Below are 17469 nucleotides of genomic sequence, written 5' to 3'. Positions count from 1 at the left end.
GCTTACCAGCCAAAGCCGGCACCCACGCCGACCGAGCTGTCATCACTGCTGAAGGCACCGCCCAGGGTCACCGTGGCGCGCTCACTGAGCGCGCGCTGGTAGCCCAGCGACAGCGCCGATTCGCCGCCCTGGAAACCGACGCCGACACCGACGCGGTTCTGGGTGCGCACGCCGGCGGCGCTGGTGGCCATGTTGAGCATCGCCGCGCTCATCGCGCCCTGGCGATCGATGCGGCGGTCCTGGTGACGCAGGCGCTGGTCGATCTCGCCCTTGTAGATGTCGAAGCTGTCGGCCATCGAGGTGAAGCGCTGGTCGGTGTAGCTGTTGGCGGTCGCGATGCCGCCATCCAGCTGGCCCTTGTTGACCGCATCGGTGGCCTGCGTACCGGCCGCGACGTTGGCGACCTGTCGCTCGTTGCCGACGCTGCCGACCGAGACCGTATCGGCACGATCGGCGACCGAGCCCTGGCCCAGTGCCACCGAGTTGGCGGCCGAGGCGGTCGCACCCTGGCCGATGGCCGTGGCCGAGGCCCCGCTGGCCACGGCACCGTCGCCCATCACCACCGCATTGACTGCCGCCGGTGCCGCGGCCGGTGCGCTGAGCGGCTGGCTGCCGCCCACGCTGGCGGCGGTGGGCGTGCCCTGCACCGACGCGATGGCGTCGTCGCTGGTGGCGCTCATCACACTGGCCTCCGGTGCGACGCTGGCCGTAGCGAGCGCGGCGGTACGTGCCCGTGCACCGCTGCTGCTGCCACCGGCCACGCGCTGATCGAGATCGCTGACCTTGCGGTCGAGCGCGCCCAGTGCATCGCCCACGTTGCTGTACGTCGCGCCCTGGATCACATAGTTCGGCGCAACGAACACGCCCTGCATGCCCACGCTGGCACCGCCACCGAGGAAGGTGGCGACATCGGTGAGCGATTGGAACAACTGCCCACCGTTGATCGCCTGGCGGCTGCCGGACGCGATCGAACCGCTGCCGACGTTGTCCAGCGTGGTGCCCTGCAGACCCGACAGGGTCAGCGTGTCGCGGCTGCTGTCATCGTAGGTCAGCGCATTGGCGGTGACGTTCTCGACCGAGCCGATGCGGGTGTCGATATCACCCACCTGGGTTTCCACCGCGCCGACGCGCTGGTTGGTGGTGTTGAGCTGGCCGCCGGTCACGGCATCGGTGCTGCCCGCGGCAATGCGGCCAGCTCCGACGTTGACGATGCGGCGCGTGGCCGGGCCATCCGTGCCGTTGCCGCCACCGACCGACACCACATTGGCTTCGACCGCGCGCGAACCGGACCCCAGCGCCACCGCGTTGGCACCGGAGACACCTGCCGCTGAACCGATCGCGATGCTGTTGGCCCCGTTGCTGGCGAATGCACCGTTGCCGATCGCCACGCCATTGGTCGCATTGGTAGAGGCCTGCCGGCCCAGCACGGTGCTGTTGGCACCGCGTGCCGAGGCATCGGCACCGACCGCGGTGGCCCCGGTCGCCGAGGCGACGGCCGCGGTACCCAGCGCACTGCTGCGTGTCGCGCTGGCGGTGGCACCGGAACCGGCGGCGAGTGCATCACTGCCGCTGGCCGTGGCCACCCCGCTGCCGCTGGCCTGGAAGTGCTTGCCGACCGCATCGGCGGTGGCTGCGACCGAATCGAGTTGCGACTTGGTCACCGCGTCACTCGCATTGACCGCGTCACCGACATTGGTGATGCGGCGCGTGGCCGGGCCGGTAGTGCCATTGCCGCCGCCGACCGAGACCACATTGGCCTCGCTGGTGCGGGCACCGGCACCGAGCGCGACGCTGCCTGCGCCACTGGCCGACGAACTGGTACCGACCGCCGTGGCGTTCAGGCCGCTGTAGGCATAGCTGTCCTGGCCGATGGCCGTCGCGCCCTGCGAGGTTGCCCATGCCAACTGCCCCACCGCGGTGGTGCGTGCGGCGGTGGCCCAGGCGTTGGAACCGGCCGCGACGCTGTTGTCGCCACTGGCCTGCGATGCGTAGCCGATCGCATTGGCGTAGCTGCCCGACGCGGCACTGCCCCAGCCCAGTGCGGAGGCGTAATCACCACTGGCCTCGGCCCCATAGCCCAGCGCCGTGGTGCGTACCCCACTGGCCGCGCTGAAGGTACCGACCGCCGTGCTGTAGTCACTGCCTGCTTCGGCGCTGTAGCCGAAGGCCGCGGACTGCAGCCCGGCCGCCGTGGCACCGGCACCGGTGGCGGTGCTGAAGCTTCCTTCGGCCTGCGCCCCCGCACCGAGTGCGGTGGCACCGACGGCGCTGGCGCTGGTGGCCTTGTCGAGCAGTACGTTGCCGTTCTCATCTTCGTAATACAGCGCACCACCGATGGCGGTCGCCGAGTCGGCCGTGGCCGAGGCGTTGAAGCCCGATGCCGAGGCATTGCGGCCGGAGGCCAGCGAACCGCTGCCATAGGCCGAGGCCCCGGTGCCGAACGCGTTGGCGGCCTCACCCGCGGCGGTGGCATACGCCCCGTCGACATAGCTGCCGACGTCGTCGCCATTGCCGCTGCCCGACGCCTGGAAGAAGCGGCTGGTGGTTTCGGCCACATCGGCCACCGCATTGAGCTGATCGACATTCACTGCGTCAGTGCCTTCGGTACCGGCGGCGACGTTGGTGATCTGGCGTTGTGCGGTGGCCGTGCCGACGGAGACGGCATTGTCGCGGTCAGCGACGGACCCGGCACCCAGCGCGACGCTGTTCACGCCCTCTGCGCTGGCACTGGCGCCCAGCGCGGTGGCATTGCCTGCATCGGCCCACGCGTTCCAGCCGATTGCGGTGGCGTAGTCATCGGTCGCCCAGGCACCTGCACCGAACGCCGAGGCACCGGTTCCCGAGGCACGCGACGGCAGCAGACCGAAGAAGGTCGTGCCACCGATCGCCACGCTCTCATCGCCGGTGGCTTCGGAGTATTCACCGACCGCCACCGCACCCGAGCCGGACGCGGTCGAGGCCGCACCGACCGCGACGGCGTAAGCGTTGGAGGCCACCGCGCCATAGCCCAGTGCAGAAGAGAGCTGGCCGGTCGCTTCGCTGTAGCTGCCGAAGGCCGAGGCGCCGGCTTCGGACGCACTGGCGCGGAAGCCATTGGCGGTCGCCTGCTGGCCGCTCGCCGTGGACTGGCTGCCGGTGGCCGTGGCGTAGGCCCCTGCGGCCTGCGCGCCTGCACCGGTGGCAGTGGCGCCGATCTCGCTGGCGCCGGCACCGTTGCCGATGGCGACGCTGTCTTCGCCGGTGGCCTGCGCGTCACTGCCCAGTGCTGCGGCACCTGCAGCGCTTGCCAACGCGTTGAAGCCAATTGCGGTGGCGTTGTCGGCGATGGCGGTGGCGCCACTGCCCAGCGCGCTGGCGCCGTTGCCGATGGCATTGGAAGCCTCACCGGCAGCCAGCGCATTCTCGCCTTCCACGTAGGCACCGGCGTCGCTGTCATCGCTGCCGCTGGCCTGGAAGTACTTGCTGGTCGTCGCAGCCGCATCGGCGACTGCATTCAACTGATTCACGTTCACCGCATCGGTGCCGTCGGTACCGGCCGCGACGTTGGTGATCTGGCGCTGCGCGTCGGCACTGCCGACCGAGACGCTGTCATCGCGATCGGCGATCGAGTCCGCACCGAGCGCCACGCTGTTCGCACCGCTGGACGTGGCCGCATTGCCGAGCGCGGTGCTGTTCACGCCCGGTGACCATGCACCGCCGCCGACAGCCGTGGAGTAATTGCCCGAGGCTTCCGTAGGCAGCAGGCCGAACAGCGCACCACCGACGGCCACGCTGTTGGTACCGCTGGCCAGGCTGCCCTGGCCGGTCGCGGTGCTGTAGGCACCGGAGGCTTCGGCATCGCCGCCGAGGGCCACGCTGTTGGAGCCGGTCGCCTGGGCGAAGCTGCCCAGCGCGGTCGCGTTGAAGGCCGAGGCCACGGCATAGCCGCCGATCGCGGTGGTGTAGCTGGCGGTCGCTTCGGAGGCGAACCCGTAACCGGCCGAGAGCGTCCCGCTGACCACGCTTTCCGCACCGACGGCGGTCGCACCGTCGCCACTGGCGCTGCTGAAGTAGCCCAACGCCACCGCTTCCTCACCGGCTGCATCGGACAGCGCGCCACCGGCCAGGCTGCCGGCGCCGGAGGCGACGCTGGCCGCACCCGTCGCGGTGCTCTGCTCGCCGGAGGCCAGGCTTTCCGCACCGCTTGCCGTCGCGTACTCGGCGGTCGACTGCGCGTTGGCACCGGTTGCGGTTGCATTGGCACCGCTGGCGACGGCATTGAAGCCTACTGCACTGGCATTGTCGGCCAGAGCGAAGGCACCGCTACCGATCGCCGATGCGCCGCTGCCGGCCGCGAAGCTGCTCGAGCCGATGGCCGTCGCGTAGTCGCCATCGGTCGCCGCGTTCGCACCGGCGGCCACGCTCTCCTCGCCACCTGCGACGGCAACACCGTCACCGCTGGCCTGGAACTGGTCCGTCGCGGCGGTCAGCTGATCCAGATTGACGGCATCGCTGCCCTCGGTACCGGCGGCAACCTGGGTGATCTGGCGCTGCCGGCCATCGTTGCCAACCGAGACGGTGTAGGCCCGGTCGGCGACGGAACCGGCGCCGAGCGCCACGGTATTGGACGCGCTGGCATTGCTGCCCGCACCGATACCGATCGCGCTTTCACCGCCGGCCACCACGTTGGTGCCGATGGCGATGCTGTTGATGCTGTTGCCGAGCGCCTGGAAGCCGACGGCGACGCTGTTGTCGCCGTAGCCGAAGGCACCGCGGCCAAGCGCGGTGGAACTGCTGCCGCGCGCCCAGCTGTTGTAGCCGATCGAGGTGGACCCGGTACCGCTGGCCCACGCCGACTGACCCACCGCCGTGGCGTTGGCTTCGGTGGCCCACGCACTGGAACCGAAGGCGGTGGCGCCATCCGCAGTGGCCCACGCATATGCGCCGGTTGCCGTGGTTTCTTCACCGCTGGCGAAGGCGTTGTCGCCCTGCGCCACACTGTAATCGCCGGTGGCGCGTGCCTTGTAGCCACTGGCCAGGCTGTTGCTGCCGGTGGCCTGTGCGCCACTGCCGAACGCGTTGCTGGTGGTGCCGGTGGCCTGTGCACCGGCACCGACCGCCACGCTGTCCGGCGCCGCGGTGGCACCGATCAGGATCGCATTGCCCTGGTCATCCACCAGCGGCTGGTTGTACTCGTCATACGCCTGGCCGAGGCCACCAATGGCCACGCTGCCGTTGCCGGTGGCGCTGCTGTTGCGGCCCAGCGCGACGGTGTCATCGCCGACCGCCGTCGCACCACCACCGACCGCCGTTGCCCCGGCGCCCAGCGCATTGCTGGCCTCACCGGCCGCCAGCGCATCCTCGCCATCGGCGAATGCACCGACCGCACCGCTGGCCGCACCGTTCGCCTTGAACTGCGCCGAGGTCGCCGAGGCCGACGTCGCAACCGCATCGAGCTGCGCCTTGTTGACCGCGTCTGTGGCTTCGGTACCGGCCGCGACGCTGGTGATCTGGCGCTCATTGCCGACGTCACCCACCGAGACCGTGTTGTCCCGGGTGGCGGTGGAGTTGGCACCCAGCGCGACGCTGTTCGCGCCTCGCGCAGTGCTGTAGAAACCGACGGCGGTGCTCAGCTCACCGCTGGCCCAGGTCTCCGCGCCGAGTGCGGTGGCGCCCTCGCCCGGCGCGTAGGCAAAGTAGCCCACTGCCGTGGCCTCCGTGCCCGAGGCTTCGCTCAACGTGCCGTTGGCCACGGCGTAATCACCACTGGCGATCGCGCCGGCACCCACCGCCGTAGCGGCTTCGCCACTGGCCTGGGTCTGCACGAAGAAGCCCAACCCCGGCAGCAGATCCGCCGGACCGCCAATGGCGGTACTGCTGTTGCCGGTCGCCACGCTCTGCGTACCGACCGCCGTCGCGTAGTCGCCGGTGGCATTGGAGACCGCGCCGAACGCCGAGGCCTGTGCACCGGATGCGTAAGCACCCACGCCGTACGACGACGACGCGAAGCCTGCGGCTTCCGCACTCGCGCCCACTGCCGTGCCGCCCACGCCGGCGCTGGTTGCACCGGTATCCACCGGCACGCCCCCATTGGTGATCAGCGGGTTGCCATCGGCATCCACCGCGGCCCCGCCCACGGCCACGCTGCCCGGTCCGTTGGCCTGCGCGTTGGTGCCGAAGGCTGCGCTGTTCTGACCGGTAGCACTGGCGTTGTAGCCGACGGCCGTCGCGTTCTGCGCGGTGACGGTGGCGCCGCTGCCGAGCGCGGTCGCGCCGTTGGCCAGCGCGTTGGACGCCTCGCCGATCGCGGTCGCGTTGTCGCCTGCTGCAAACGCACCGGCATCGCTGTCGCTGCTGCCGGTGGCCTGGAAATACTTGTCTGTGTTGGCGGCAACCGCGCCAACGGCGTCGAGCTGTGCCTTGTTCACCGCATCGCTGTCTTCGGTGCCGTCGGCCAGGTTGGTGATCTGGCGACGCAGGCCGTTGTCCGCATTGCCGACGGACACCGTGTCGACGCGATCGGCATACGAGCCGGCGCCGAGTGCCACGCTACCCACTGCAACCGCGGCCGAATTCGCGCCGAGCGTCGCGCTGAAATCCGCGACCGCGACGCTGAACGCACCCACCGCCACCGAGGCTTCGCCCGCGCTGGCCGCACCGCGGCCCAGCGAGGTACTGCCCGGCCCGATGGCCAGTGCACCACCACCGATCGCGGTCGCACCATCGGCGCTGGCTTCGGCCAGACCACCGATCGCCGTTGCCGCACCGTTTTCGCTGGCCGCTACCGCTGATGCGCCCAGGGCGACATCGCCCAGACCAAACGCTGCGGCGCTCTGGCCGAGCGCGATGCTGGCATCACCGAAGGCCATGCTGCCCTGGCCGAACGAGCTTGCGCCGAGGCCAACCGCGAGTGCCTGGCTGCCAACGGCAGTGGTGGCATTGCCGATGGCCTGACTGCTGTTGCCCAGGGCCGTTGCGCCGTCGCCATCGGCGTTGGCGCTGGCACCTGCGGCCAGTGCACCCTCGCCATCGATCTTCGCCGCATCGGCGTCGGTGCCGTCACCATCGGCCTTGAAATAGCGGGTCGCGCCTTCGGCGGCGACCGCAACCTTGTCCAGCTGCGCCTTGTTCACCGCATCCGTAGCGGCGGTGCCGGCGGCGACGTTGGTGACCTGGCGCTCCTTGCCGGCATCACCGACCGACACGGTGTTGGCGCGGTTGGTTTTCGAGCCGGCGCCGAGCGCCACGCTGTTGGCGCCGGAGGCGGTGCTGTTGCTGCCGATGGCGACCGCGTTGGTGCCCGAGGCCGTGGCGTTGCCATCGACCACGCAGCTGTCGATGACCTTGCTGTTCAAGACCACGCAGTTCGCATTCCCGCCCACTTCCACCGACTGCGCGTGCGCTGTCTGCGTGGCGCCTGCCACGCCCAATCCAAGCGTCAGCGCGATGGCGGCCGAGAGCAGTGCGGTGTTGCGTCCGCCAGCGGTTCGGCGTTGATCGATGACGACACCCGAGGACTGGCTGCTGGCCAATTCCGAGGCGACGACCATCTGCCCCAGTGCTTTGTTCCAGACCTTGCGATAAATCCGATTCATCGATGCGGCTCCTGATTAGGCTGGTTTTAGGCAAAGCGACGCCAACGCCGGACCGCGTGGTCCAACGTCCCCTGGGGGCGTTTTTTCGCTTGATTTACTGCGTTGTGCGCAATGGCTGGCAGATACCTACAGCGTGCTCGCCATCCATGCGGTTACTGTGGAACTGAACGCTGTCGAAATGAGGATGCAGTGTTAACGTACAGTTTCAATGACGTCAAGACTTTGACGTTGATTTTGATATGACCGTGTCGCGCGTCACAAAAACGCCGCGTTATTGCGCATTTTTGTTAGCTGCATGTGAGCAAACGATATAACGGATTTTCACGTTGTAACGCCGTGTAACTCATTGCTCCCGATGAGTTTGTGCACCGCATAAAAGAAAACCGCCGGACAGGCCGGCGGTTTCTTCACGCGATTTTCACTGCATCGATTTTGATGCGTTGCGCAGTATCAGCCGCACCATACTCTTGCGTTGCGGAACATCCGCAGCCACGGTGAATCACCGTTCCAGTCCTCCGGATGCCAGCTGTGGTTGATCGCACGCGGGGTGCGTTCCGGGTGCGGCATCATGATCGTGGTGCGGCCATCGGTGGTTGTCAGGCCGGTGATGCCGTCGGGCGAGCCGTTCGGATTCAGCGGGTACTGGGTGGCCACGTTGCCATCGCCATCGATGTAACGCAGCGACACGCGCGCCGCGGCCTGGTCGATTGCGTTGGCGAACACCGCCCGGCCTTCGCCATGCGCCACCGCGACCGGCAGGCGTGAACCGGCCATGCCACGCAGCAGGATCGACGGCGATTCCACCACTTCCAGCAACGCGGTGCGCGCTTCGAACTGCTCGCTGCGGTTGCGACGGAACTGCGGCCAGTGCTCGGCACCGGGGATGATGTCCTTCAGCTGGCTCATCATCTGGCAGCCGTTGCACACGCCCAGCGCGAAGCTGTCCTCGCGGGCGAAGAAAGCCGCGAAGGCATCGCGCAGCGCGCCGCGCTCCAGCACCGAGGTGGCCCAGCCGCGGCCGGCACCGAGCACGTCGCCGTAGCTGAAGCCGCCACAGGCCACCAGACCGGTGAAATCCGACAGTGCAACACGGCCTTCGATCAGATCGCTCATATGCACGTCGAACGAACTGAAGCCGGCACGTTCGAAGACGTTCGCCATTTCAATCTGGCCGTTGACGCCCTGCTCGCGCAGCACCGCCACGCGCGGACGTGCGCCGGTGTTGATGAAAGGCGACGCCACGTCTTCGTTGATATCGAAGGTCAGCTTGGGCTTCAGGCCCGGCGCGTTGAAGTTGCGCGCGATCGCACGCTCCTGGTCGGCGTTGTCCGGGTTGTCGCGCAGCTTCTGCATGGCGTGGGTGACCGACCACCAGGCATCGAACAGCGCTTCCCAGCGCCACTCGACCAGGCTTTCGCCCTGCAGCGAGACACGCACCACCGGGGCGGTGGTCGGACGCGCGATGCGCTGCGCGCATTCGGTCAGTGCATGGCGTTCGACCAGATCAGCAAACGCGGCGCGGTCTTCCTTGGCGATCTGCACCACCGCACCCAGCTCTTCATTGAACAGGCTGCGGAACGGATCATCGCCCCAGGCATCCAGGGTGATGTCCAGGCCCAGGCGCGAGGCGAAGGCCATCTCGCACAGCGCGGCGAACGCACCGCCATCGCTGCGGTCGTGGTACGCCAACAGCAGGCCGGCCTGGCGCGCATCGCGGATCAGTTCGAAGAACGCGCGCAGGCGCTGTGCATCGTCCAGATCCGGCACGGCACCGGCGAAGGCCGGCAGCGTGGAATGGTCGGCGTGCACCTGGGCCAGGATCGAGCCGCCCAGACGCTGCTTGCCGGCGCCCAGGCCGATCAGCCACAGCTCGCTGTCGGCGTCACGGTCCAGCAGCGGGGTCAGCTGGCCGGTCGCATCGGCAACCGGCGCGAACGCCGAGATCACCAGCGACACCGGCGACACCGACTTGTGCGCCTGGCCGTTGTCCTGCCACTGCGCCTGCATGGAGAGCGAGTCCTTGCCGACCGGAATGCTCAGGTCCAGCTGCGGGCACAGCTCCATGCCGACCGCACGCACCGCGTCATACAGCAGCGCGTCTTCACCGTGATGGCCAGCCGCGGCCATCCAGTTGGCCGACAGCTTCACCGTTTCCAGTGCATCCACCGGCGCCGCACACAGGTTGGTGATCGCTTCACCGACCGCCATGCGCGCCGACGCGGCCGCATCCAGCAGCGCCAGCGGGGTGCGCTCGCCGATCGACATTGCTTCGCCGGCCACGGTGTCGAAACCGGCCAAGGTGATGGCGACGTTGGCCAGCGGCAGCTGCCACGGGCCGATCATCTGTTCGCGTGCGGTCAGGCCACCGACGCTGCGGTCACCGATGGTGACCAGGAAGTTCTTCGAGGCCACCGAGGGATGGGCCAGCACGCGCAGACCCGCTTCGTGCAGGTCCAGCCCCGCGGTCTTCAGCGCCGGCCAGCGCGGCGCCGACGGGTGCACGGTGTCGCGGTGCATCTTCGGCGCCTTGCCGAACAGCACGTCCATCGGCAGATCGATCGGGGCATCCACCGGGGTATTGCCCACGGTGGCGCCGTACGCCACGACGAGCCGCTCTTCAGCGGTTGCGACGCCAACGGCGGCGAACGGGCAACGTTCGCGCGCGCACAGCGCGGCGAACTCGGCCAGGCGCGCCTGCGGCACACCGAGCACGTAGCGTTCCTGCGATTCGTTGCACCACAACTGCATCGGCGACAGCGACGGGTCATCGGCGGGCACCTTGCCCAGATCGATCACACCGCCCACGCCGGAGTCATGCAGCAACTCGGGAATCGCGTTGGACAGGCCACCGGCGCCCACGTCATGGAACCAGCGGATCGGGTTGTCCAGGCCGAGCGCGACGCAGCGGTCGATCACTTCCTGGCAACGACGCTCCATTTCCGGGTTGTCGCGCTGCACGCTGGCGAAATCGAGGTCTTCGGCGCTTTCACCGGAGGCCACCGAGCTGGCGGCGCCGCCGCCCAGACCGATCAGCATCGCCGGGCCACCCAGCACGATGACGGCGTCGCCGGGCTGCAGGCGAAGCTTCTCGACCTGGTTCTGGTCGATCGCGCCGAGGCCACCGGCCAGCATGATCGGCTTGTCGTAGGCGCGGGTCAGGCCCTCGCCTTCGGGCAGTTCGAAGCTGCGGAAGTAGCCGAGCAGGTTCGGGCGGCCGAACTCGTTGTTGAACGCGGCGCCGCCGAGCGGGCCGTCCAGCATGATGTCCAGCGCCGGCGCCATGCGCGGGTTCAGCGCGCGCGGGGCCTCCCACGGCTGCGGCAGGGTCGGGATGCGCAGGTGCGAGACCGAGAAACCGGTCAGGCCGGCCTTCGGCTTGCCGCCGCGTCCGGTCGCACCCTCATCGCGGATTTCACCGCCGGCACCGGTGGCCGCACCCGGGAACGGGGCGATCGCGGTCGGGTGGTTATGCGTTTCCACCTTGATGCAGAACGCCGAATCGACCACGGCTTCGCTGCGGTACTGACCGGTGGCCGGGTCCGGGCGGTAGCGCGCGGCCGGGAAACCGGCGACCACCGCGGCGTTGTCGCTGTAGGCGCTCAACGTGTGCTGCGGGGTCTGCTGGTGGGTGTTCTTGATCATGCGGAACAGCGAGTGCGACTGGTCGGCACCGTCGATGGTCCAGCTGGCATTGAAGATCTTGTGGCGGCAGTGCTCGGAGTTGGCCTGCGCGAACATCATCAGTTCCACGTCCGACGGCTTGCGGCCCAGTTCGCCGAAGCGCTGGCGCAGGTAGTCGATCTCGTCCTGGGCCATGGCCAGGCCGAGGCGGCTGTTGGCTGCCTCCAGATCCTCCAGGGCGATCCGTTCCAGCTCACCGCGCGCCGGGGCGCTGAACAGCGCCTGCGCCTGCGCGGTCTCGGCCAGCACGGACTGGGTCATCGGGTCGTGCAGCGCGCGGATCACCGCTTCCTGCGCGGCCGCGTCGGCCGGCCAGCCGGCCAGATCGATGCGCAGGCCACGTTCGACCCGGCGGATCGGTTGCCCGGCACCGCGGACCAGCTCGGTGGCCTTGCTCGACCACGGCGACAGCGTGCCCAATCGCGGCACCACGAAGCGCGATACCGCCCCGTCCTCACGCCCGGCCAGGGTCGGCTGGGCCTCCAGGATCCGGCTCAGGATCACCGGGTCCGGGGCCGCATCGCCCTCGGTCTGGATGAAGTAGACATGCCAGGCACCGGTGATGCGCAGATCGGCGGCCAGGGACTGCAGGCGGGATTCAAGACGTTCGCGGCGGAACGGCGAAAGGGCGGATGCGCCCTCGAGGACCATCATGTCCGGGGAACCGTGGTTGGGAACGGGGCCCACTATTGTACCCAAGTCGGCCGCCGCGGCCCGGCCCTGGGGATCGGCCTGCCTGGGAGGCGGCAAGGTGCGTTCACACCCGAACCATGCGCTGGTTCACGGATTGCGCCGGGATTACATGACAACGTTATCACCACCTGGCCCCAGCGCCCGGTGCTGTCCGTCCCCCATGTCGTTGCCGGCCTCTCTCACCGGCGCCCGGACCTGCTGCACGCATGCCGCCATCCCGGCGGCATGCGCCCACCTGATCGGAGACCGACCATGCCAGACCCGATTGCGCGCCGTGCAGTGACATCGTTTTCCTCCCCCGCCCTGCGTCCGCGCCGACGGCGCTGGTTGCTGGCGCTGGCCTTGGCCGCTGCCGCCGGCACGCCCACGCTGGTGCAGGCCGCGAACTGTACCGGGGCGCCCGAATGGAATGGCGCGGCCATCTATCTGGCCGGCCAGACCCTGCAGAAAGGCGGCGTGCTGTACCGCGCCAACCAGGACATCTGGAACGCCCCACCCGACCACCCGGCCGGTGCGCCCTACTACACCAACCTCGGTGCCTGCGATGGCAGCGGCAGCAACCAGCCGCCCAGCGTCGCGCTGACCTCGCCCGCCGCCGGGGCCAGCTTCACCGCCGGCAGCAGCATCACGGTGAGCGCCAATGCCAGCGATACCGATGGCAGCATCAGCAAGGTCGAGTTCTTCCGCGGCGGCACCTCGCTGGGCATCGACACCAGCGCGCCCTACAGCGTGGTCTGGAGCAATGCCTCGGCGGGCAGCCACACCTTCAAAGCGGTGGCGACCGACAACAACAACGCCGTGACCTCTTCGGCCACGGTCAATGTGACCGTCACCGCGGCCAGCAACGACACCACGCCACCCAGCGTTCCGGGCGGATTGGCGTCCCCGTCCAGAACCGCCACGACGGTGAACCTGGCCTGGAACGCGGCCACCGACAACAGCGGCGGCAGCGGCGTGGCCGGCTACGACGTGTACCGCAACGGCAGCCTGGTCGGCTCGCCCAGTGCCACCCAGTACACCGATGGCGGCCTGGCCGCGAGCACGGCCTATACCTACACGGTGCGGGCACGCGACAACGCCGGCAACGCCTCGGCGCAGAGCGGCTCGATCAGCGTAACCACGGCCGCCGGTGGCGGCGGGGGTGGCGCCAAGCGGGTGATCGGCTACTTCACCCAGTGGGGCATCTACGGCCGCAATTACCAGGTCAAGAACATCGACACCAGCGGCTCGGCGGCGAAGCTGACCCACATCAATTACGCCTTCGGCAACGTGCGCAACAACCGCTGCGAAGTCGGCGTGACCCAGGCCTCCGACCCGAACACCGGCGTGGGCGGCGATACCTACGCCGATTACGGCAAATCCTTCGCGGCCGGCGACAGCGTGAGCGGCACGGGCGACACCTGGGACCAGCCACTGCGTGGCAACTGGAACCAGCTCAAGCAGCTCAAAGCCAAACACCCGAACGTGAAAGTGCTGATCTCGCTGGGCGGCTGGACCTGGTCGCGCGGCTTCTCCAGCGCGGCGCAGCCGGCCAACCGGCAGGCGTTCGTGGCCTCGTGCATCGACGCCTACATCAAAGGCAACCTGCCGGTGGCCGATGGTGCGGGCGGTGCGGGTGCGGCGCTCGGCGTGTTCGACGGCATCGACATCGACTGGGAGTACCCGGTGGCGTGCGGGCTGAGCTGCGGGACGCCGGCCGACAACGCCAACTTCACCGCGCTGCTGGCCGAATTCCGCCGCCAGCTTGATGCGGTGCGGCCCGGCCTGCTGCTGACGGTGGCCGTGGGCGCAGGCGTGGACAAGATCCGGGTGACCGATCCGGCCAGCTACCACCCGTACCTGGACTTCATCAACGTGATGACCTACGACTTCCACGGCGCATGGGATCCGCAGACCAACCATCACTCGGCCCTGTTCGATTCACCGGCTGATCCCTCCACCGGCGACCAGAAGCTCTACAACAGCAACGATGCGATGGAAGCCTTCCTCAGCCGCGGGGTGCCGGCCAGCAAGTTGAACCTGGGCATCGGCTACTACGGGCGTGGCTGGACCGGCGTGGCCAGCGGCAACAACGGGCTCTACAAGAGCGCCAGCGGCGCGGCACCGGGCACGTACGAAGCCGGTATCGAAGATTGGAAGGTCCTGAAGACCCTCAACTGGCCGGTGTACACCGACAACGTCGCCAAGGCCACGTGGATCTCCAACGGCACCACGTTCTGGAGTCTGGATACGCCCGCGATGGTCACCGAGAAGATGGGCTATGTGAAAGCACAGGGCCTGGGCGGTGCATTCTTCTGGGAGTTCAGCGGCGATGATGCGCAGGGCACCCTGACCAAGGCGATCAGTGACGGCTTGAAGTAAGCCCGCCTGACACGGGGCGCTGTCTCGCTGATCCCGCAGGGACACGCCGCGTTGATCGCAACAACGAAAACGCCCCGGCCTGGCCGGGGCGTTCTGTTTTCAGCGGCTGCCGCCTGCCGAGACGCGCTCCAGCGCGGCCTTGAGCTGCGCCGGCGGCAGGTAGCCACCGAGCTGGGTGCCGTCGGCGGCGAAGATCGCCGGGGTGCCGTTGACGCCCATCTGCTGGCCGAGCTTGTACTGCATGGCCACCGGATTGGTGCAGTTCTTCGGGGTGACGGCCTTGCCGGTCTTGGCGGCGGTCAGGGCCTGCTTGCGGTCGGCAGCGCACCAGACCGAGATCATGTCGGTGTAGTCCTGGCTGCCCAGGCCCATGCGCGGGAAGGCCAGGTATTCCACGGTGATGCCGTTGCGGTTGAGCTCGGCGATGTCCTGGTGCAGCTTGCGGCAGTAGCCGCACTCGATGTCGGTGAAGACGCTGACGGTGTACTTGGCATTCGGCGCGGCAAACACGATGCGCTCGTTGTACGGCACGCCATCGAGCAGCTTGCGGCGGTAGCTGAGCAGGCCCTGGCTGCTGACCGGCGCCTTGTTCTGGATGTCGTACGGCTGGGACTGCATCAGGTAGCGGCCGTCATCAGAGACGTACAGCACCTGGCCGCCGACCAGCACCTCGCGGAAACCGGCAAACGGCGCGGCCCCGATGAAATCAGGCTTGAAGGTGGGGTCCAGCTGCTGCAGCGCGGTGCGCACGCGCTGGTCGGCATCACCGGCAGCGGCCGGGGTGGCGGCAGTGGTCTTGGCCGCCGGAGCGGACGGTTGCTGCGCGCAGGCAGACAGGCTGAGCGCGCCGAAGAGCGCCGCAATGGCAACACGGAGCATCGAGCATTCCGGTGTAAGAGGTCAGGCTGGATTCTCGCACAGCTGCCTGCTCACGCAGCTGGACCGCAGTGGAACGGTGAGGCGCGGCTGCGTTTGGCCCCGCCTCAGCCGCGCGGGTGGTGCTTGGCGTGCAGCTTCTGCAGGTGCTCGCGGGCCACCAGCGTGTAAATCTGGGTGGTGGACAGCGAACTGTGGCCGAGCAGCATCTGCAGGGCGCGCAGATCGGCGCCCCGGTTGAGCAGGTGGGTGGCGAAGCTGTGGCGCAGGCCATGGGGACTGATCCGGGCGGGGTCGATCCCGGCCAGCACCGCGTACTTCTTCACCAGCCCCCAGAACTGCTGGCGGCTCAAGGGATGCAGGGAGGGCTCCAAAAACATCGGCACAGCGCCGTCCTGTGGCGTCGGCACGTTGCGCTTGCCGGTGAGCTGCGGGCGCGATTCGGCCAGATAACGTTCGAGCCAGTGCTGGGATTCTTCCCCCAGCGGAACCAGCCGTTCCTTGCTGCCCTTGCCGGTCACGCGCAGCACACCTTGGCGCAGGTTCACGGCATTGGCCGGCAGGTTGACCAGTTCGCTGACGCGCAGGCCCGCGGCATACATCAACTCCAGCATGGCGCGGTCGCGCAGCCCAAGCGGCGTCTCGATGTCGGGACTGGCCAACAGCGCATCGATCTGGCTTTCGGCCAGCGCCTTGGGCAGCAGCCGCGGCAGCTTCGGCGGATCGAGCAACGCACTGGGGTCATCGCTGCGCTCGCCGCGGCGGACCGCATCGGCGAAGAAGGCCCGCAGCGCGGAAAGCAGGCGGGCATTGCTGCGCGGCGACCAGCCATGGCGGGAGCGCCAGGCCAGGTAGTCGAACAGCCCGGCGCGATCGAGACCGGCAAGCCCCCCGGCCGCGCCATCGCGCCAGCGCGCGAGACCTTCCAGATCGCGCCGGTAGCTGTCCAGACTGGCACGCGCGAGGCCGTGTTCGGCCCAGGCCGTGTCGAGGAAGCGCTGGATGCGGACGTTGTCATCGTCGCGCAGCTCGGGCAGGTGCTGGATGAGCTGGCGGCGCAGTGCGGGGGTGGTGGCATCGGACATGCGCACAGCATACGGAGCAGGCCGTGCATGGGCCATCGAACGCGGGCAGCGGGCCGGGTATGCTCCGGGTCATGACCGATACCGCGCTGTCGTCCCCCGCTGCTGATCGCCCTGCATCGTTGCTGCTGTGGCGGCTGTTGTCACTGTTGTACGACTTCTTCCCCGCCTTGGCGCTGTGGATGCTGCTGGGGGCGGTGTTCGTGGCGGTCTACACGATCAGCGGTCACGCAGCGCGGGAGAACATCGCCCCGTTCAGCGCGTGGCAGTGGGCGTTGTGGGCATGCTGCTGGGTCGTGACAGGCCTGTACGCGACGATGAGTTGGCGCCGCGGCGGGCAGACGCTGGGGATGCGGCCGTGGCGGTTGCGGGTGGTGTCGCTGGACGACACAGGGCCGACGCGCAGGCAGTTGTGGCTGCGGTATGCGGTGGGGTCCCTGTCGGTGCTGACGGCCGGCCTGGGGTTCTGGTGGGCGCTGGTGGATCGGCAGCGGTTGACCTGGCATGACCGGGCCAGCGGGACGCGGATTGTGCGGCTGCCGAAGTACTGACGCGCTGACGCACTGACGCACTGACGCACTGACGCTCTAAAGCCTTCCAGAACAGCGCTGAAAGCAGCGCCTCTGTTTTCTGTGCGTTTGCGGAGAGGCGCAACTCATTTCTGGGCCCGCTGCAAGTCCCGCTCCGCGGCCCGGCCCAGCCGCTGGCGGCTGTGCGTTCGGTCGGATGCGAGGCAGTGCCTCGCAAGCGATCCGCCCTCACCCATGTAGGCTCGTAGTGCGCCATTCATGGCGCACTACGGCCCTGAAATGGGCTGCGCCTCTCCGCATTGACAGATTGCGAAGTGCGGTTGATCAAGGCGGATTTGTTGCGTGACCGACGTTTCGCACTCAGTACCGGCTCTCGCGATCAAGACGCGTAAGGAGCGCAATCTTCATAGCGAAGTCGTACCTTCGCTGAATCGATCAAGCCTTCGTCGATCAATTGCTCAGTCGCTCAGTCGCTCAGTCGCTCAGTCGCTCAGTCGCTCAGTCGCCAAGATTCAATACGAACAGCGTCACTTCGCCAACCCGTCAGAACGGTAGAGCCGGGCCATGCCCGGCTGCTCCTGCTCTCCCTACCCCCACCAGAACACTGTCGGAGGCGCGACGGGATTGCCAGGCCGGGACCCGCCGCAAGTACGTCCATGTAGGCTCGTGTGC

At 68.4% G+C, this 17469-nt stretch carries 6 protein-coding genes; 2 read left to right on the top strand and 4 right to left on the bottom strand.

Annotated features, from left to right (window positions below):
* Positions 1-2 precede the first annotated feature (2 nt).
* Complete coding sequence (locus tag ABE422_RS16965) at positions 3-7574, bottom strand: ESPR-type extended signal peptide-containing protein (protein WP_346483390.1); 7572 nt, start codon at positions 7572-7574, stop codon at positions 3-5.
* A gap of 450 nt (positions 7575-8024) precedes the next feature.
* Complete coding sequence (purL, locus tag ABE422_RS16960; protein WP_346483389.1) at positions 8025-11909, bottom strand: phosphoribosylformylglycinamidine synthase; 3885 nt, start codon at positions 11907-11909, stop codon at positions 8025-8027.
* Between the two features lie 291 nt (positions 11910-12200).
* Between purL and ABE422_RS16955 the strand changes: the two genes are divergently transcribed.
* Positions 12201-14309: a glycosyl hydrolase family 18 protein gene (locus tag ABE422_RS16955; protein ID WP_346483388.1), complete on the top strand. Its 2109-nt coding sequence runs from the start codon at positions 12201-12203 to the stop codon at positions 14307-14309.
* 99 nt (positions 14310-14408) lie between these two features.
* Here ABE422_RS16955 and ABE422_RS16950 read toward each other — a convergent pair whose 3' ends face one another.
* Together ABE422_RS16950 and xerD are read right to left on the bottom strand one after the other, a co-directional pair.
* Positions 14409-15188: a thioredoxin fold domain-containing protein gene (locus ABE422_RS16950; RefSeq protein WP_346483387.1), complete on the bottom strand. Its 780-nt coding sequence runs from the start codon at positions 15186-15188 to the stop codon at positions 14409-14411.
* Between the two features lie 104 nt (positions 15189-15292).
* Positions 15293-16270 (bottom strand): site-specific tyrosine recombinase XerD, encoded by a 978-nt coding sequence (xerD, locus tag ABE422_RS16945; RefSeq protein ID WP_346466150.1) that lies wholly within the window; start codon positions 16268-16270, stop codon positions 15293-15295.
* Between the two features lie 71 nt (positions 16271-16341).
* On the opposite strand from xerD, the gene ABE422_RS16940 reads away from it, so the two are divergent.
* Positions 16342-16818 carry an RDD family protein gene (locus ABE422_RS16940; protein WP_346483386.1) on the top strand — a complete coding sequence of 159 codons (477 nt, stop codon included), beginning with the start codon at positions 16342-16344 and terminating at the stop codon, positions 16816-16818.
* The last annotated feature ends 651 nt before the right edge of the window (positions 16819-17469 follow it).

Origin of the sequence: Stenotrophomonas sp. TWI1151 (assembly GCF_039673135.1) — a bacterium.
Classification (GTDB): domain Bacteria; phylum Pseudomonadota; class Gammaproteobacteria; order Xanthomonadales; family Xanthomonadaceae; genus Stenotrophomonas.
This window is presented reverse-complemented; position numbering and strand designations above follow the sequence as displayed.